The 17,956-nt window shown below is 66.4% G+C and carries 11 protein-coding genes and 1 pseudogene; 7 read left to right on the top strand and 5 right to left on the bottom strand.

The window, feature by feature from the left end:
- Positions 1–48: 48 nt before the first annotated feature.
- Entirely contained in the window at positions 49–501 is a 453-nt protein-coding gene (locus ACVIYL_RS11450; RefSeq protein ID WP_310881117.1) for a MarR family winged helix-turn-helix transcriptional regulator, read from the bottom strand.
- A 76-nt stretch (positions 502–577) separates the two neighbouring features.
- On the opposite strand from ACVIYL_RS11450, the gene ACVIYL_RS11445 reads away from it, so the two are divergent.
- Together ACVIYL_RS11445 and ACVIYL_RS11440 are read left to right on the top strand one after the other, a co-directional pair.
- On the top strand, positions 578–2,398 hold the full coding sequence (locus tag ACVIYL_RS11445; protein ID WP_310881118.1) for a chloride channel protein: 1,821 nt from the start codon (positions 578–580) through the stop codon (positions 2,396–2,398).
- A 167-nt stretch (positions 2,399–2,565) separates the two neighbouring features.
- The gene (locus ACVIYL_RS11440; RefSeq protein WP_310881119.1) at positions 2,566–4,284 is read left to right on the top strand and encodes an N-acyl-D-amino-acid deacylase family protein; all 1,719 of its coding nucleotides are present in this window, start codon (positions 2,566–2,568) and stop codon (positions 4,282–4,284) included.
- A gap of 334 nt (positions 4,285–4,618) precedes the next feature.
- On the opposite strand, the gene ACVIYL_RS11435 is transcribed toward ACVIYL_RS11440, so the two are convergent.
- A complete protein-coding gene (locus ACVIYL_RS11435) occupies positions 4,619–5,947 on the bottom strand; it encodes an MFS transporter (RefSeq protein ID WP_456778576.1) in 1,329 nt (442 codons plus the stop codon).
- A 222-nt stretch (positions 5,948–6,169) separates the two neighbouring features.
- Between ACVIYL_RS11435 and ACVIYL_RS11430 the strand changes: the two genes are divergently transcribed.
- From ACVIYL_RS11430 to ACVIYL_RS11410, 5 genes and pseudogenes are all read left to right on the top strand, one after another.
- Positions 6,170–6,931, top strand: a complete 762-nt coding sequence (locus ACVIYL_RS11430; protein ID WP_456778575.1) for a class I SAM-dependent methyltransferase — start codon at positions 6,170–6,172, stop codon at positions 6,929–6,931.
- A 36-nt stretch (positions 6,932–6,967) separates the two neighbouring features.
- Complete coding sequence (locus ACVIYL_RS11425) at positions 6,968–7,621, top strand: ABC transporter ATP-binding protein (RefSeq protein WP_225162017.1); 654 nt, start codon at positions 6,968–6,970, stop codon at positions 7,619–7,621.
- Positions 7,618–10,077 carry an FtsX-like permease family protein gene (locus ACVIYL_RS11420; protein WP_456778574.1) on the top strand — a complete coding sequence of 820 codons (2,460 nt, stop codon included), beginning with the start codon at positions 7,618–7,620 and terminating at the stop codon, positions 10,075–10,077. Before ACVIYL_RS11425 ends, ACVIYL_RS11420 begins: the two co-directional genes overlap by 4 nt.
- Positions 10,067–11,152 carry a lipocalin-like domain-containing protein gene (locus tag ACVIYL_RS11415; RefSeq protein ID WP_456778573.1) on the top strand — a complete coding sequence of 362 codons (1,086 nt, stop codon included), beginning with the start codon at positions 10,067–10,069 and terminating at the stop codon, positions 11,150–11,152. Before ACVIYL_RS11420 ends, ACVIYL_RS11415 begins: the two co-directional genes overlap by 11 nt.
- A 266-nt stretch (positions 11,153–11,418) precedes the next feature.
- Positions 11,419–11,815, top strand: a pseudogene (locus tag ACVIYL_RS11410) (MAPEG family protein).
- A gap of 168 nt (positions 11,816–11,983) precedes the next feature.
- On the opposite strand, the gene ACVIYL_RS11405 reads toward ACVIYL_RS11410, so the two are convergent.
- The 3 genes from ACVIYL_RS11405 to ACVIYL_RS11395 form a co-directional block, all read right to left on the bottom strand.
- Positions 11,984–13,174 (bottom strand): ABC transporter substrate-binding protein, encoded by a 1,191-nt coding sequence (locus ACVIYL_RS11405; protein ID WP_057021219.1) that lies wholly within the window; start codon positions 13,172–13,174, stop codon positions 11,984–11,986.
- Positions 13,175–13,441: 267 nt separating this feature from the next.
- Complete coding sequence (locus ACVIYL_RS11400; RefSeq protein WP_225642972.1) at positions 13,442–16,615, bottom strand: efflux RND transporter permease subunit; 3,174 nt, start codon at positions 16,613–16,615, stop codon at positions 13,442–13,444.
- On the bottom strand, positions 16,612–17,829 hold the full coding sequence (locus tag ACVIYL_RS11395; protein ID WP_225643246.1) for an efflux RND transporter periplasmic adaptor subunit: 1,218 nt from the start codon (positions 17,827–17,829) through the stop codon (positions 16,612–16,614). Before ACVIYL_RS11395 ends, ACVIYL_RS11400 begins: the two co-directional genes overlap by 4 nt.
- Positions 17,830–17,956 lie beyond the last annotated feature (127 nt).

Genomic DNA, 17,956 nt, shown 5'->3' with positions numbered 1-17,956 from the left:
GCTTCGCTCCGCTCGCAATGACGTGGATAGAGTTTACGCGACGTGAATTCATTCCGACCGTCGCGACAGCACCTGCTTCAGGAGCGGCTCGATCCGCGACAGCTCATCGAGATGGACCGCCGACAATTCGGCGAGATGATCGGCCGCAAGGCCGGTTAATTTCAGCAGCACTCGCCGCTGGTCGGCGGGATCGAGCACGCGCTCGACCAGCCCGGCCTCGGACAGCCGGTCGACCAGTTCGACCGTGGTGTGGTGACGAAGCCGCAGCCGTTCGGCCAGATCACCGACCGCAACCGGTCCGCCGCCCGGATACCCCCGGATCGCCAGCAAGGCCTGATGCTGCCGCGGCGTCAGGCCCGAGGCCTTCGCGGCATCCTGGCTGAACTCCAGAAACCGGCGGATCAGATAGCGAAATTGCGACAGCGCCTCGTAATCGGCCTGGCTGGGAACCCGCTTCTGGTCCTGCCTCGGCGATTTCGACGGTCCTTTCAACGCTGCCATTCGATGTCTCCCGCTTGTAATTATATCGCAATGCGATATGACGCCGCGTCCACTTCACCCGAGCCTTACGCCACCAATGAGCGTCATTTCCACCAAATCGAGCGCCTCCGCCACGAACACCGCCCCAAACACCGCCAAAATCGGCGAGAAGGCCAGCCATCTCCTGAGCGACTTCACGACCGATCCGCGCGTCGTGGTGATCTCGGCGATCGCCGTGTCTGTCTCCGCCGCAGGCGTGCTGGCCGGGGCGGGACTGCTGCAGCTGATCAAGCTTGCCACCAACATCGCCTATTTCGGCCAGTTCAGCTTCGCCGACCTGAAATTGCAGGATTCGCCGCTCGGGCTCTGGACCGTGCTGGTGCCGGTCGCGGGCTCGCTGATCATCGGGCTGATGGCGCGTTTCGGCAGCGACAAGATCCGCGGCCACGGCATCCCGGAAGCCATCGAGGCCATCCTGCTCGGCCGTTCCCGGCTCGACCCCAAGGTGGCGATCCTGAAGCCGTTGTCGTCGGCGGTATCGATCGGCACCGGCGGCCCGTTCGGCGCCGAGGGCCCGATCATCATGACCGGCGGCGCGATCGGCTCGCTGATCGCGCAGATGCTCCCGGTCAGCGACAACGAGCGCAAGACCCTGCTGGTGGCGGGCGCCGCAGCCGGCATGACCACCGTGTTCGGAACGCCGATCGCCGCGATCATGCTCGCGGTCGAACTGTTGCTGTTCGAATGGACGCCGCGCAGCTTCATTCCCGTCACCGTCGCCGCCGTGGTGGCAGCGGTCGGGCGCACCTTCCTGCACATGCCCGCGCCGCTGTTTCCGTTCACCGGCGGCGTCGACATTTCGGTGCTGCAGCTCGGCGCCTGGATGCTGATCGGGATCCTCTCCGGCCTGCTGTCGGGCGTGCTCACCCAGCTGGTTTATGGCTGCGAGGACATCTTCCTCAAGCTGCCGATCCACTGGATGTGGTGGCCGCTGATCGGCGGCCTGGTGGTCGGCCTCGGCGGCTTGATCGAGCCGCAGGCGCTCGGCGTCGGCTACGACAACCTCGCGTCGATGTTGCAAGGCGATGTGGTGCTGAAGGCCGCGCTGCTGCTGCTCGTGGTGAAGGCCGTGATCTGGTCGGTCGCGCTCGGCTCGGGCACGTCGGGCGGCGTGCTGGCGCCGCTGCTCATCATGGGCGGCGCGATGGGAACGGCGCTGAGCGGCTATCTGCCGCCGGCGAGCCCCGGCTTCTGGGCGTTGCTGGCGATGGCGGCGACAATGGGCGGCACGATGCGCTCGCCGCTGACCGCGACCTTCTTCGCCGTCGAACTCACCGGCAACACCCATGTGCTGCTGCCGCTGATCGCAGCCTGCGGCACCGCGCACGGCGTCACGGTGCTTTTGATGCGGCGCTCGATCCTGACCGAGAAGGTGGCTCGGCGCGGCCATCATCTGGTGCGCGAGTACCGTGTCGATCCGTTCGCGCTGACCCGCGTGCGCGACGTCATGACCAAGGCGGTCGAGACCGTCGCCGACACCATGACGCTGCACGGCGCGGCCGCCTTCCTGACCAACCCGAAGACCGGTCACCCCAGCTTTCCCGTCGTCGACGCCAACCATCACGTGCTCGGCGTGATCGACCCGCCGTCCGTGCTGCGCTGGCGCCGCGCCGGCAAGCATCGCACCGCGACGCTCAAGCAGCTGCTGGCCGGCAGCAAGATCACCGTCGCCTATCCCGACGAATATCTCGACCGGCTCGCCGACCGCCTGATGCAGGTCAACGTCTCGCATCTGCCTGTGATCTCGCGCGAGGATCAGCGCCTCGTCGGCTATATCGGCTGGAAGGACCTGATGCGCGTCCGCGCCAGGCTGCAGGCCGAAGAGACCCAGAAGACAGCGTTCTTCGGCGCGCGCTAGGTTCGCGGCGATTTGCCCGGCGGAACAAATTTCCGCCGGGCGGCAACGTTCGATCCCAGCTGGCAAATCAGCATCAGCGCATCCCAGAGCTTCATCGGCGCTGGTTGACAGCATCAGGGGCTGACCCATGATGCCGTCAACCAAAAACAGCCTCGGGATGAAATGCCATGACCTCGACCCCAGACCTCGTGATCCGCGGCGGCACCATCGCCGACGGCAAGGGCGGCGACCTCTATGAAGCCGATGTCGCGATCACAGGCGGCAAGATCACCGAAGTCGGCAAGGTCTCGGCAAAGGGCAAGGAAGAGATCGACGCCCGCGGCAAGCTGGTGGCGCCCGGCTTCGTCGACGTCCACACCCATTACGACGGCCAGGTGACCTGGAGCCAGGACATCACGCCGTCGTCGCAGAACGGCGTCACCACGGCGATCATGGGCAATTGCGGCGTCGGCTTCGCGCCGTGCCGGCCGAGCGACCACACCAGGCTGATCCAGCTGATGGAAGGCGTCGAAGACATTCCGGAGCCGGTGCTCTCCGCCGGCATTCCCTGGGCGTGGGAGAGCTTCCCCGACTACATGGAGTGGCTGTCGAAGCGCAATTTCGACATGGACATCGGCGCGCAGCTGCCGCATGCGGCGCTGCGGGTCTATGTGATGGGCGAGCGCGGCGCGCGCCGCGATCCCGCAACGGCCGAGGACAACAAGGCGATGGCGGCGCTCGCCGGCGACGCGGTGCGGGCGGGCGCGCTGGGTTTCTCGACCTCGCGCACGCTCAATCACCGCACCTCGACCGGCGACTACACGCCGACGCTGAAAGCCGGCGAGGATGAACTGACCGCGATCGCCGGCGCGATGCACGGCGTCGGCCGCAGCGTGCTGCAATTCGTGCTCGACCAGAGCACCGTGCACGAGGACCTGCCGATGATGCTGCGGGTCGCCGAGAACACAAGGTGCCCGATCTCGTTTTCGGTCGCCCAGGCCGACAAGGCGCCGCGGCGCTGGCGGCAGACCATGGACACCATCAACGAAGCCGCCGTCCGCGGCCTCTCGATCACGACCCAGATCGCGGCACGGCCGGTCGGGCTGCTGCTCGGGCTCGAATTGTCGCGCAACCCGTTCCAGACCCATCCGAGCTATCGCGAGATCGCCAAATTGCCGCTGGCCGAGCGGCTCGCGCATCTGCGCCGACCCGAGGTGCGCGCGGCGATCCTGAGCGAGAGCGCGACGGCGACCGACGATCCGCTGTTCTTCCGGCCGAACTACGACAAGATGTATCTCTTGGGTAATCCGCCGAACTATGAGCAGCCGCCGGAAAACGCGCTCGGGCCGCAGGCGCGGCGCCAGGGCCGTCAGCCGGAAGAGCTTGCCTATGACGCGATGCTGACCGACGAGGGTCGCGGCATGCTCTATGTGCCGTTCCTGAATTACGCCGACGGCAATCTCGACGCCGTGCATGAGATGCTGCGCGAGCCCAGTGCCGTGCCCGGCCTGTCCGACGGCGGCGCGCATTGCGGCATCATCTGCGATGCCAGCTTCCCGACCTATCTCTTGACGCACTGGACGCGCGACCGCAGCCGCGGCGAGAAGCTCTCGATCCCGTTCGTGGTCGCGGCGCAGTCGCGCAAGACCGCGCTGTCGGTCGGTCTGTATGATCGCGGGGTGATCGCTCCTGGCTTCAAGGCCGACGTCAACGTGATCGATTACGACCGGCTGCATTTGCACCCTCCGAAGGTGCATTACGACCTGCCGGTCGGCGGCCGCCGCCTCCTGCAGCAGGTCGACGGCTATGACGCCACCATCGTGTCGGGCATCGTGACCCAGCGCGAGGGCAAGGCCACCGGCGCACGCCCGGGCAAGCTCGTCCGCGGCGCGCAGGGGATGAATTGAGAGACGCAGCGATCGGCGCGTAGCCCGGATGCAGCGAAGCGCAATCCGGGGCAGCTCTGTCCGCAGATGGCGCGGCCCCGGATTTCGTTGCGCTGCATCAGGGCTACAGAGAGCTCGACATTGATGCGAACTGCGGCCACCGCGTCACCCTCCCCTGGAGGGGGAGGGTCGCTGGGCATGTAGCAAAGCGGAATGCACAGCGGGGTGGGGTGACAGTCTGTCCACACGGATGCTGCCCGTGTTGAGAGATCACCCCACCCCGTCTCACATTTCGCTGCGCTCAATGTGATCCGACCCTCCCCCTCCAGGGGAGGGTGGAAGGCCACGCGCCCCCTTACGTCGGCGACATCGCGCCTTTGATCGTGCCTGCCGGCTGCGACGTGCCGGTCAGCCGCGCCCGCTCGCTGTTCGGCCACAGCAGCAGCAATCCGAGCAGGCCGGAGCCGGCCATGATCGCCGCGTTGATAGTGAAGCCGGACATGTAACCGGCCATCGGCGTTGCCGCGTGCTGGATCACATTGCCCATCACCATCGGCGCCAGGATGCCCGAGATCGTGTAGAGCGCGCCGTAGATCGCGATGATCGCGCCGCGCTGCGACACCGGCGTGAACTCGCCGAGCATCGGCGGGCACACCACGTAGATCGAGCCGCACAGGCCGGAGCCGATCACCAGCAGCGCGATCATGATCCCGCCGGGCGGCGCATAGGGCAGCATCGCAAGGATGGCGCCGCCGAAGATCAGCGGCACCGAGCCGAGCACGCCGCGCGCACCGCGGGTGGTGAAGCCGCGCGTCAGCATCAGCTGCGAGATCCAGCCGGTCAGCAGCACGATCGTCGCGCCGAAGATCCAGGGCAGGATCGAGACGAAGCCGGCCTGGTGCTGCGAGAAGCCGAGCCCCTCGATGATGAAGGACGTGAACCAGGTGAGCCCGAGCGACAGCGCCCAATAGGCGCCGAAGGTTGCCACCACGCAGCCGATGAAGGTGCGTGAGGTCAACAGCTTCCAATACGGAATCCGCGGCTCGTCGGCCGTCACGGCAGACGTCGACACCAGCGGCCCTTCCTTGCCGAGCGCGAACCAGGCGACCGCCCAGATCAGGCCGACGATGCCGAGCGCGCCGAAGGCGTGATGCCAGCTGTGATTGACGATGATCCAGTTCAGCGCGGGCACCGCGAGGATCACGCCGAACGCGGAGCCCTGCGACAGGATCGCGGTCGGCAGCGTGCGTTTCTCGTCCGGAAACCATTTGTAGATCGCGTGCGCCGCGACCGAGAACGCCGGCCCCTCGCCGGCGCCGAGGATGATGCGGCAGATCACCAGCGTCGTGAAGCTGACGGTGCCGACCATCGGAAACTGCGCCAGCGACCAGATCACCGCCAGGATCAGCAGCACCCAGCGAGTGGCGACGCGGTTGACGATGAAGCCGACCACGATCGCCGAGATCGAGAACAAGAGGAAGAATGACGAGCCGAGATCGCCGAACTGCTCCTGGGTGAGGCCCATTTCCTTCTTGATCGGCACGCCGGCGAGCCCGACCACGATCTTGTCGGCAAAGTTCACCACCATGAACAGGAATAGAAGGAAGGTGATTTGCCAGGCGCCCTTCGGCGTCCCCTTTGACAGCCCCTCTGACTTCCTCTTGGGCGTCGCTTGCGTCGTCATGTCCGGCTCCCCGTCGTTTCGTTTTGGCTTCGTAAATCGGCCCCGTCCGGCGATGCTAGCCACGCCTCGCCGTGCAACGCAACACCGCATTTCCTCGGGGTTGTGCGCCCCGGAGCGCTTCTAACGGCCCGATCACGATCGCGTCGGTCGCGCCAGTGGAGCGGTGAACTGTCATGTCCCGACTGCTATGTTCAGGGCCAACGAAAAGCCCGGGGTTATTTCATGAACAGATTGATCCTATGTGCCGCCACCTGCGCAGCACTTGTATCCGCCGCGCTGCTTGCCGCGCCTCAAGTTCGCGCGGAAGACGCCGCCAATCCCGACTACGCCGCGATCGTCGCCGCACCCGATCGCAGCGATGCGGATCGTCAGGTCGACCAGCGCCGGCAGCCGGCCAAGATGCTCGCCTTTGCCGGCGTCAAGCCCGGTATGACGATCCTCGACATGGCGGCGAGCGCGGGTTACAGCACCGAACTATTGGCGCGCACCGTAGCCCCGTCGGGCAAGGTCTACGCACAGGATTCCGCGACCGTGCTCGAGCGCTTCGTCAAGGACAAGTTCGACACCCGCGCCAAGGCGCCGGCGATGAAGAACGTGGTCCATGTGGTGCGGGACTATGACGACCCGATCCCGCCCGAGGTCAAGGACCTCGACATGATCACCTTCTTCTTTTTCTATCACGACATCACCTATCTGCCTGTCGACCGCGCCGCGATGAACAAGAAGATGTTCGCCGCGCTCAAGCCGGGCGGCTTGCTCGTGATCGCGGATCACTCGGCCAAGACGGGCGAAGGCACGGGTGTCGCCAAGACGCTGCACCGGATCGAGGAGAGCACCTTGAAGCAGGAGATCGAGGCGGCGGGCTTCAAGCTGGTGGCCGAGGGCGATTTCCTGCATCATGCGGAGGACCCCAAGGACATTCCCGTCTTCAAGGCACCGGTGCCGATCGACGAGTTCGTCCTGAAATACCAGAAGCCGCAATGAGGCCCAGCCATCGCTTCATCTGACCAGACCGCCGCGGTGCTTCGCGTCACCGGCCTGACCAAGAGTTACCGTTCTGCCGGCGAAGACGTCGCTGTGCTGCGCGGCGTCGACCTTGCCGTTGCGACCGGCGAGAGCGTGGCGCTATCGGGCGAATCCGGCAGCGGCAAGAGCACGCTGCTGCATCTGATCGCGGGGCTCGATGCCGCCGACAGCGGCGAGATCGCCCTCGCCGACACCGTCGTCTCCGACCTCAACGACGCTGGCCGCGCCGAATTACGCCGCGACCGGCTCGGCCTCGTCTTCCAGCAATTCAATTTGATCCCGAGCCTGACGGTCGCGGACAATCTCGTGTTTCAGTCGCGCATCGCCGGCCGGCATGACGCCGCCTGGCACGACGAACTGGTCGAGCGCCTCGGCCTGAGAAGCCTGCTCAGGCGCTATCCCGAGCAATTGTCCGGCGGTCAGCAGCAGCGCGTCGCGATCGGCCGCGCGCTGGCGCCAAAGCCGCTGTTGCTGCTCGCCGACGAGCCGACCGGCAATCTCGACGAGGACACCGCCGACGAGGTGCTGGCACTGGCACGCGATCTGGTGACCCGCACCGGCTGCGGCTTCCTGATGGTCACGCACAGCGCGCGGCTCGCCGCGACGCTCGACCGCCAGGTCACCCTGCATGCCGGGATCGTCGCATGAGGCGCGCGCTGTGGATCCTCGCGGTGCTGCTCAGCCACTGGCGGCGGCATCCGATGCAGCTCGCAACGCTCTTGATCGGACTGATCTCGGCCACCGCGCTGTGGAGCGGCGTGCAGGCGCTGAACCAGCAGGCTCGCATCGCTTATGACCGCGCCGCCGCGACCTTCGGCGGGTCGCGGACTGCAATGTTGGTCGCCAGGGACAGCGCGACCTTCCCGCAAGCATTGTTCGTCGATCTGCGCCGTGCCGGCTGGCCGGTGTCGCCGATGCTGGAGGGCCGGGTCCAGATCGACGGGCGCAGCTTCCGCCTGCTCGGTATCGAGCCGGTGACGCTGCCGTCCGAGGTCGGCAACGCGCCGACGGTCGGACGCGGCAGCCTGCAATCCTTCGTCACGCCGCCGGGCGAAATGCTGGTGGCGGGCGAAACGCTGCGCGACCTCGGCCTCAAGGAAGGCGAGCGGCCAGAGGCCAACGGCACGAGCTTGCCGCCGCTGCTCGTGCAGGCCGAGCTCGCGCCCGGCGCGCTGATCGTCGATATCGGCATCGCGCAGGACATCTTGAAGATGCCCGGCCAGGTCTCCCGCCTGCTGGTCGGCACGTCCAAAGCGCCGCACACAGCGCTGGAAAGCGTGGCGGGTGACAAGCTCCGCCTGGTCGAGCCGAGCGCGGAGAGCGACCTCGAACGCCTCACCGACAGCTTTCATCTCAACCTCACCGCGTTCGGCCTGCTGTCGTTCTTCGTCGGCCTGTTCATCGTCAACTCCGCGATCGGCCTCGCCTTCGAGCAGCGGCTGCCGATGCTGCGCACGCTGCGCGCCTGCGGCGTCTCCGCGCGAATGCTCAACACCGTGCTGGTGATCGAGCTGGTGTCGCTGGCGCTGGTCGCCGGCCTCATCGGCCTCGTCTGCGGCTACTTCATCGCGGCTGCCTTGCTGCCGGATGTCGCGGCCTCGCTGCGCGGGCTCTATGGCGCGCAGATTCCCGGACAGCTTTCGCTTAAACCCGCCTGGTGGTTCGCCGGCATCGCCATCAGCATTCTTGGCGCGCTCGCCGCGGCGGCTGCGAGCCTTGCCAAGGCGATCCGGATGCCGGTGCTGGCGACGGCGCAGCCGCAGGCTTGGCAGCAGGCGCAGCGGCGCTGGCTGATCATCCAGAGTGCGGCGGCGCTCGCGGTGTTCGCGGTCGCCGCGGGCCTGATCTGGTTCGGCGATTCCCTGATCGCGGGCTTCGCCGTGCTCGCCGCGCTGATGCTCGGCGCGGCGCTGATCCTGCCGATGGTCCTGCAGATTGCGCTGGCCTTCGGGCAGCGCAGCGCGCGGGCGCCGGTCGGCATCTGGTTCTGGGCCGACAGCCGCCAGCAATTGTCGGGACTGTCGCTGGCGCTGATGGCGCTGCTGCTTGCGCTCGCGGTCAATGTCGGCGTCGGCACCATGGTAGAAAGTTTCAACCGCACCTTCCTGGTCTGGCTCGACGGAAGGCTCGCCGCCGACGTTTACATCAGCGCCGCCAGCGATCAGCAGGCAAAGGAGATCAAGGCCTGGCTGCGCAATCGGCCCGAGGTTCAGGCCATCCTGCCCGGCGGCCGCGCCGACACCCAGCTCGACGGCGCGCCGATCGAGGTGCTCGGCCTGCCCGACCACGCCACCTATCGCGACAGCTGGCCGTTGCTCGAAAGCGTCGCAAATGCGTGGGTTCGGCTGCGGCCCGGCGACACCTGCCTCGTCAGCGAGCAGCTGTCGCGGCGGATGAAGCTGGCGATCGGCGATCATATCGAGGTACCCGCCCCCGGCGGCAACTGGCCGCTCGAGATCGTCGGCATCTATGCCGATTACGGCAACCCCAAGGGCCAGATCGCGGTCAACTTCGCCGCGCTGACCCGGCGCTTCCCGCAGACACCAATGACACGGATGGGCCTCCGCGTGGCACCGGATAAGATCGCACCGCTGATCACCGCGCTACAGGAGAAATTCGGTCTCGATGATCGCAACATCGCCGACCAGGCCAGGATGAAAACGGAATCGAAGCGGGTCTTCAACCGCACCTTCTCGGTGACCGCCGCGCTCAACGCCTTCACGCTCGGCGTCGCCGGCATTGCGCTTTTGACCAGCCTGCTCACGCTGGCCAATTCGCGGCTGCCGCAGCTGGCGCCGCTGTGGGCGATCGGCCTGACCCGGCGGCGGCTCGCCGCGCTCGAACTGTTGAAGACCATGGCGGTCGCGCTGATCACCGCGCTGTTTGCGCTGCCGCTCGGCCTGCTGGTGGCGTGGTGCCTGCTTGCGATCGTCAACGTCAAGGCGTTCGGCTGGCGGCTGCCGTTCCACATTTTCCCGCTGCAGCTGATCGAGCTGCTCGCGGTGGCGCTGGCCGCCGCATTCTGTGCCGCGGCGCTTCCGGTCGCCAGGCTGGCGCGCATGCAGCCCGCCAGCCTGATCAGGATCTTTGTCAATGAGCGCTAGCGGCACCATCACCCGTCGCGCCTTTGCCGGCGGTGCGCTGGGGCTGGCGCTCGGCGGCAAGACGTTCGCGCAGGGCTTCGCCGGGCTCGGCGAGACCGCGGAAGGATTTGCCGCCGTCACGCCGGGCAAGCCATTCACGTTCCCCGCGGACCACGGCCCGCATCCGGAATTCCGGATCGAATGGTGGTACGTGACCGCCAACCTGTCCGACACGAGCGGCGCGGCCTATGGCGCGCAATGGACGCTGTTCCGCCAGGCGATGAAAGCGGGCGGACCGGCCGAGGGCTGGGCCAATCAGCAGCTCTGGATGGGCCACGCCGCCGTGACCAGCGCCGGCACGCACCGCTTCAGCGAGACCTTTGCCCGCGGCGGCGTCGGGCAGGCCGCGGTCGAAGCCACGCCGTTCCGCGCCTGGATCGACGCCTGGGAGCTGCGCGGGCGCGATGCGTTCGATACCCAGCGCGTCGCACCGCTCGAGCTCAAGGCCTCCGCCGCCGACTTCAGCACCGCGCTGCGGCTCGACGCCGACCGCGCCCTGGTGCTGCAGGGCGACCACGGCTACAGCCGCAAGTCGGATCGCGGGCAGGCCTCCTATTATTACAGCCAGCCGTTCTACAAGGCGTCCGGCCGCATCGTGATCGACGACAGACCGATCGATGTCACGGGCATGGCCTGGATGGATCGCGAATGGAGCAGCCAGCCATTGGCGGCCGATCAGACCGGCTGGGACTGGTTCTCGCTGCATCTGCCCGGCGACGAGAAGCTGATGCTGTACCGGCTGCGCCAGAAGGACGGCCGCGAAAACCTGTTCGGCAACTGGATCACGCCGGACGGCCGCTCGGCCGAGATCGCCGCCGGCAGCAACAGCATCGCGCCGCTCGCGACCACCGAGATCGACGGCCGCAAGCTGCCGACATCATGGCGCGTCAGCCTGCCCGCACGCGGCCTTGCCATCGAGACCACGCCGCTCAATCCGAAGGCCTGGATGGGAACCAGCTTCCCCTATTGGGAAGGCCCGATCCGCTTTGCAGGCAGCCACGCCGGAATCGGCTATCTTGAGATGACGGGGTACTAGGACGTGACGGAATTGGTCCGAATGGGGCCGCGGCATAACTGTGCTCCCTCGCCCCGTTCTTACGGGGAGAGGGTTGGGGTGAGGGGCCGTCTCCGCGTACCCGGTGACAGCTGGTGTCGCCGAGGTCCCCCTCACCCGGAACGCATCTGACGATGCGTTCCGACCTCTCCCCGCGCGCGGGGAGAGGTAAAGCGAGGCCGCATGTCACACCGGGCCTCGCTGACCCGTCATGACATCGGGGCCATTGGAAAGAGGAAATGCCTGACATGTACCACTACACCGCCATCGTCACCTGCCTTGCGGTCGCGCTGCACTTCTTCTTCGCGCTGCAGGTCGCCCGCGCCCGCGCGGTCTACGGGGTCAAGCTGCAAGCTGCCGGCGATCACGGGAAATCCGGATTTCGAGCGCATCTACCGCATCCAGATGAACACGCTGGAATGGATGCCGATCTTCCTGCCGTCGCTCTGGCTGTTCGCGGTCTATGTCGGCGATGCCGCCGCGGCGGCGGTCGGCGCGATCTGGGTGATCGGCCGCATCGTCTATTTCATCGGCTATCGCGAAGCAGTGGCAAAACGCAGCCCCGGCTTCGCCATCCAGGCGCTGGCCTGCGTCATCCTCTGGGTTGGCGCGATCGGCGGCGCGGTGTGGCGGCTGGCGCATTGAAGGCGCGGTCGCGCCATAACCACTACCGTCGTCCTGGCGAAAGCCAGGACCCATAACCACAGAGCGTGGTTATGGGCAATCTGATGGCCACAGCGTGGTGCAACAACATCCAATCAGGGTAATGGGTCCTGGCTTTCGCCAGGACGACACCACCCGTGGATATTCGCCTCACTTGGTCAGCGGGCAGCCGCTTTCCTTGGCGGTGAAGAAGGCCTTGTCGCCGGGCACCACGGCGATCTGCTTGTAATAGTCCCACGGCTTCTTCGACTCCGAGGGCTTCTTGACCTCGAACAGATAGAGGTCGTGCACCATGCGGCCGTTCGCGAGCACCTTGCCCTTGGCGAAGGCGTCATCGACCGGCAGCTCCTTCAGCTTGGCCGCGACCGCCTCGCTGTCCTTGGTGCCGGCGGCCTTCACCGCCTTCAAATAGCTCAGCGTCGCCGAATAGGTGCCGGCATGGATCATGCTCGGCATCCGGCTGGTGCGCTTGAAGAAGCGCTCGCTAAAGGCGCGCGAGGCGTCGTCGTGGTCCCAGTAGAAGCCCTCGGTGAGCACGAGACCCTGCGCCGCCTCGAGCCCGAGACCGTGCACCTCCGACAGCGTCATCAACAGGCCGGCAAGCTTCTGGCCGCCGCGCACGATGCCGAACTCGGCCGCCTGCTTGATCGAGTTGGTGGTGTCGAGTCCGGCGTTGGCGAGCCCGATGATCTTGGCCTTCGAGCTCTGCGCCTGCAGCAAGAAGGACGAGAAGTCCGACGAATTGAGCGGCACGCGGACCGAGCCGACCACCTTGCCGCCCTTCGAGGTGACGATGTCGCTGGTGTCCTTCTCCAGCGCGTAGCCGAAGGCGTAGTCGGCGGTCAGGAAGAACCAGGTGTTGCCGCCGGCTTCCGTCAGCGCACCGCCGGTTCCGACGGCGAGCGCGCGGGTGTCATAGGCCCAGTGGAAGCTGTAGGGCGTGCAGGCATCGCCGGTGATACGGGAGGTCGCCGCGCCGACCACGATGTCGATCTTCTTCTTTTCCTTCGACAGCTCCTGCACCGCGAGCGCGACCGACGACGTCGTGAGCTCGGTGATCATGTCGACGTTCTCGACCTCGTACCAGCGCCGCGCGATCGCGGTCGCAAGGTCCGGCTTGTTCTGATGGTCGGCGGTAACGATCTCGATCTTCTGTCCCAGCACCTCGCCGCCGAAATCCTCGACCGCCATCCGCGCGGCTTCGAGCGAATATTTGCCGCCGTAGTCGGCATAGACGCCGGACTGATCGTTCAGGATGCCGATCTTGACGCCCTGGGCCATCGCCGGCGCCGCAAGCATCAGGCTGCAGGCCGCGACCGCGGCCAAAAATCCGGACTTCATTCTATGCTCTCCCAGCAGTTTCTATCAGGAAAATCGGCGCGACATTATTTTATAACCCCACGCCTGCCCATCTCTTTCCGCTCAGCCAAAAGTATGGGCTGCGTCGACAGCACTTGCTAACTTCCCGTCACCCTGAGGAGCGCGGAACGCGCGTCTCGAGGGGTCGACGGCCCGGCCGGTGGCCGTGCGTCCTTCGAGACGCCTGCTTCGCAGGCTCCTCAGGATGACGGGGAAGGACTTGCTGCTGCGGAACGTTGGGTGCCGCCCTCACCCCGCCACGGTTGCCTTGGGCTCGGCCGGCTTGCCCTCGTTCTTTCCTTCCGCGAGGTTGCGCACCACCATGTAGAAGATCGGCGTGAAGACCAGGCCGAACAGGGTGACGCCGAGCATGCCGAAGAACACGGCAACGCCGACCGCCTGCCGCATCTCCGAGCCCGAACCGGTCGACACCACCAGCGGCAGCACGCCGAGGATGAAGGCGAACGAGGTCATCAGGATCGGCCGCAGACGGAGCCGGCAAGCCTCGATCACCGCGTCCAGCCGCGACCTCCCCTCGAGCTCGATGTCGCGTGCGAACTCGACGATCAGGATCGCGTTCTTGGCGGCCAGCCCCACCAGCACCACGAAGCCGATCTGGGTCAGGATGTTGACGTCCTGGCCCATCAGGCGCACGCCGATCGTGGCCGCGAACAGGCACATCGGCACGATCAGGATCACCGCGAACGGCAATGTCCAGCTGCCATATTGCGCGGCCAGCACCAGATAGACGAACAGCACGCAGATCGGGAACACGTAGAGGCCGGCATTGGCGCCGGTCACCTGCTGATAGGACAGGTCGGTCCACTCGAACGAAAAGCCGCTCGGCAATGTCTGGTCGGCGAGCTGCTTGATGGTGTTGAGCGCCGTCGTCGAGCTCACGCCGGGTGCCGGCTCACCCTGCAGTTCGGACGCCGAGTACAGATTGTAGCGCGCGACGCGGTCGGGTCCCGAGACGTCCTTGAAGTCCACGATGCTGCCGAGCATCACCATGTCGCCGGCGACGTTGCGGGTGCGCAGCCTTGCGAGATCGGGGCTGTCTTTCCGGAACGGCAGATCGGCTTGCGCGGTAACGTGATAGGTGCGGCCGAACAGGTTGAAGTCGTTGACATAGGTCGAACCAAAATAGGTCTGGATCGTGTCGTTAATGTTGGCGATCGGCACCCCGAGCTTCTGCGCCTTGACGCGATCAATGTCGACGAACAGCTGCGGCGTGTTCGCGGTGAACGGCGAGAACACCGACGTGAGAGACGGCGATTTGCGCGCGGCTGTCACCAGTTCATCGGTCGCGGAAGCCAGCAGTTCGGGTCCGCGCCCCTGGCGATCCTGGACACGGATGGTGAAGCCGCCACCGGTGCCGATGCCGGGCACGGCCGGCGGCGGAATGACGATGATGAAGGCGCCCTGGATCACCGAGAGACGCTTGCGCAATTCGGCCGTGATCGCGTTCGCCGTCAGCCCCTTCTTCAGGCGCGCCTCCGGCTCGTCGAATACCGGGAACAGCGCCGCGGCGTTACCCTGCTGCGTGCGCGTCGCACCGGAGAAGCCGGCGAAAGCCGCGACGCGAACGATGCCCGGCGTATCCAGCGCAATCCGCTCGATCTCGCGCACAACAGCGGTGGTCCGCGCCAGCGACGCGGCGCCCGGCAGCTGCGCCGAGATGATGACGTAGCCGCGGTCCTGCGCCGGAATGAAGCCCTGCGAGGTGGTCGCGAGCAGCCAGCCGGCGCTGCCGATCAGTACGAGGTAGAGCGCAAGCATCACCACCGTATGCCGGATCACGAAGTCGGCCACCGATGCATAGCCGTGCGCGAGCCGGTCAAACACCCGGTTGAACAGCGCGGTGAAGCTGTCCCAGCCGCGCGCGATGATGTTCCAGCGCGCCGGCGGGCGTTTCTCCTCATGCGGCACCAGGATCTGCGAGGCCAGCGCCGGCGACAGGGTCAGCGAGCAGAAGCAGGAGATCGCGGTCGCGACCGCGATCGTCACCGCAAATTGCTGGAAGAACTGCCCGGAAATGCCGCCGAGGAAGGCGGTCGGCACGAACACCGCGCACAGCACGAGCGCGATCGAGACCAGCGCGCCGCCGACCTCCTCCATGGTCTTGAGCGCAGCGTCGCGCCTGCTCATGCCGTGCTCGAGATGCCGCTCGACATTTTCGACCACCACGATGGCGTCGTCGACCACGATGCCGACCGCCAGCACGAGGCCGAACAGCGTCAGATTGTTGATCGAGAAGCCGAGCGCCGCCATCACCGCGAAGGTGCCGACCAGCGACACCGGGATCGCGATGATCGGGATGATCGCAGGCCGCCATCCCTGCAGGAACACCAGCACCACGATGACGACGAGCGCCATGGCCTCGTAGATCGTCTTGATCAGCTCGTGGACCGATTGGGCGATGAATTCGGTCGGGTTGTAGCCGATATTGTAGTCGAGCCCCTTCGGGAAACTCGCCTTCATCCGCTCCATCGTGTCGGAGATGCTCTTGGCTGTGGCGAGCGCGTTCGATCCGGGCCGTTGCGTCACCAGCAGCGCGACGGCGGATTTGCGCAGCAGGAAGCTGTTGGTGGCGTAGGACAGCGCACCGAGCTCGACGCGGGCGACGTCGCGCAGACGTACCGTGCGGCCGTCGGAGCCGGCCTTCACCACGATGTCCTCGAACTGCCTGATGTCCTTGAGGCGGCCGGTGAAGACGAGGTTCGGCTGGAATGCGCGATCGGCGATCGGCGGCTCGGCGATCTGGCCGCCGGCGATCTGCAGGTTCTGCGCCCGGATCGCCGCCAGCACCTCGGTCGAGGTCAGGCCGAGATTGGCGATCCGGTCGGGATCGAGCCACAGCCGCATCGAATAGTCGCGCGCGCCGAACATCTGGATGTCGCCGACGCCATCGAGCCGCAACAGCTGGTCGCGGACCTGCAGCAGCGCGTAGTTGGAGATGTAGAGCTGGTCGAACGTGTCGTCGGGCGACAGCATGAACACGACCATCAGGATGTCGGGCGAGTTCTTGCGCGTGGTCACGCCGTTGCGCTGCACCTCTTCGGGCAGCCGCGGCTGCGCGATCGCGACGCGGTTCTGCACCAGCACCTGGGCCTTGTCGAGGTCGGTGCCGAGCTTGAAGGTCGCGGTGATGGTGAGCTGGCCGTTCGACGTCGCCTGGCTGTAGAGATACAGCATGTCCTCGACTCCGTTGATCTCCTGCTCGATCGGAGCGGCGACGGTGTCGGACACGGTCTGCGCCGAGGCGCCCGGATATTGCGTGGTGACGACGACGGTCGGCGGCACCACTTGCGGATATTCCGAGACCGGCAGCGTCGGATAGGCGATCGCGCCGACGATCAGCAGCACGATCGACAGCACCATCGCGAGGATGGGCTGGTTGATGGAAAGCCTGCCGAGATTCATGGTTTGGCACCTGCGGCGGGCTTGTCAGCGGCCGCGGGCTTGTCGCCTGCCGCGGGCTTGGAATCCGCCGGAGCCTGCGCCATCTTCGGCGTCACCTTGGCGCCGACGCGGGCGCGCTGCAGGCCGTCGACGATCACGTGATCCTCCGCCTTGAGGCCTTCGCGGACGACGCGCAGGCCATCGTCGAGCGGCCCGAGCGTGACCGCTCTTGCTTCCACCGTGTTGTCGTCCTTGACCACGAACACGATCTTACGCGACTGGTCGGTGGCAACCGCGCTGTCCGGGATCAACAGCGCCTCATAGGGCGACGAGCCGATGATGCGGACGCGGCCGAACTGGCCGGGCAGAACCGACAGATCCTTGTTCGGAACGACCGCGCGGCTGCGCAAGGTCGCGGTCGAGACGTCGAGCCGATTGTCGAGGAAGTCCATCTTGCCCTCATGCGAGGGCTTGGTTTCGCCGGTCAACGCGATCTGCACCGGGTTCGCCGTGTCGCGCGAGCTCGGCCGCCTGCCTTCGAACCACAGCTTGCTGTTGCGCTGATAGGTCGCCTCGTCGACGTCGAAATAGATGTAGATCGGATCGAGCGACACGATCGAGGTCAGCAGCGTCGCGCCGCCCTCGCTGCCCTGCACGAGATTGCCCGGAGTCACCAGATGCCGGCTGACGCGGCCGGTGATCGGCGCCAGCACATGGGTGAATTCGACATTGAGCTGCGCGGCCTTCAACGTGCCTTCGGCCTGGGTCTCGGCGGCGCGCGCCGCCTGCAATGCCTGACGGCGCTGATCGACGACCTGCTCCGAGACCGCGCTGGTCTGCACCAGGTTCAGCCCGCGCTCGAGATCGCGCTTGGCAAGCTCCCCCTTGGCCCGCGCGTCGGCGAGCTGGCCTTCGGCCTGCAGCACGACAGCCTCGAACGGCCGCGGGTCGATAATGTAGAGCAGATCGCCGGCGTGGACGATCGCACCATCCTTGAACTCGACGCTGTTGACGAAGCCGCCGACACGCGCGCGGACCTGAACCTCCTCGATCGCCTCGAAGCGGCCGGTGAACTCGTCCCAGTCGGTGACGGTGCGCTTGACCGGCTGCGCGACGGTCACAGGTGGCGGCGGAGGCGCGGCCTGCGATTGCGCGCTCTTGTTGTCGCAGCCGCCGAGCGCCAGCGCCGCCAGCAGCCCGATCGGCGCAAGGCCAAGCCAAGGCCTGAGCGACAGGCCGCGTGAGGCATGGCGGCGAAGCGAATGACGCTCGACGCCGGTCACCGGAGCCACACGCCCCGTTCTGTCAATCGAACTCAATTCCCTCTCCCCAAGGATCAGTGCAGGGCTACGAAAGTCGCAA

It is taken from the genome of Bradyrhizobium sp. USDA 3315 (assembly GCF_054056795.1).
This window is presented reverse-complemented; position numbering and strand designations above follow the sequence as displayed.

Excerpts from the sequence above, each read along its gene's own strand:
- ACVIYL_RS11450 (WP_310881117.1), bottom strand. The coding sequence starts at position 501 with ATGGCAGCGTTGAAAGGACCGTCGAAATCGCCGAGGCAGGACCAGAAG.
- ACVIYL_RS11445 (WP_310881118.1), top strand. The coding sequence starts at position 578 with ATGAGCGTCATTTCCACCAAATCGAGCGCCTCCGCCACGAACACCGCC.
- ACVIYL_RS11440 (WP_310881119.1), top strand. The coding sequence starts at position 2,566 with ATGACCTCGACCCCAGACCTCGTGATCCGCGGCGGCACCATCGCCGAC.
- ACVIYL_RS11435 (WP_456778576.1), bottom strand. The coding sequence starts at position 5,947 with ATGACGACGCAAGCGACGCCCAAGAGGAAGTCAGAGGGGCTGTCAAAG.
- ACVIYL_RS11430 (WP_456778575.1), top strand. The coding sequence starts at position 6,170 with ATGAACAGATTGATCCTATGTGCCGCCACCTGCGCAGCACTTGTATCC.
- ACVIYL_RS11420 (WP_456778574.1), top strand. The coding sequence starts at position 7,618 with ATGAGGCGCGCGCTGTGGATCCTCGCGGTGCTGCTCAGCCACTGGCGG.
- ACVIYL_RS11415 (WP_456778573.1), top strand. The coding sequence starts at position 10,067 with ATGAGCGCTAGCGGCACCATCACCCGTCGCGCCTTTGCCGGCGGTGCG.
- ACVIYL_RS11405 (WP_057021219.1), bottom strand. The coding sequence starts at position 13,174 with ATGAAGTCCGGATTTTTGGCCGCGGTCGCGGCCTGCAGCCTGATGCTT.
- ACVIYL_RS11400 (WP_225642972.1), bottom strand. The coding sequence starts at position 16,615 with ATGAATCTCGGCAGGCTTTCCATCAACCAGCCCATCCTCGCGATGGTG.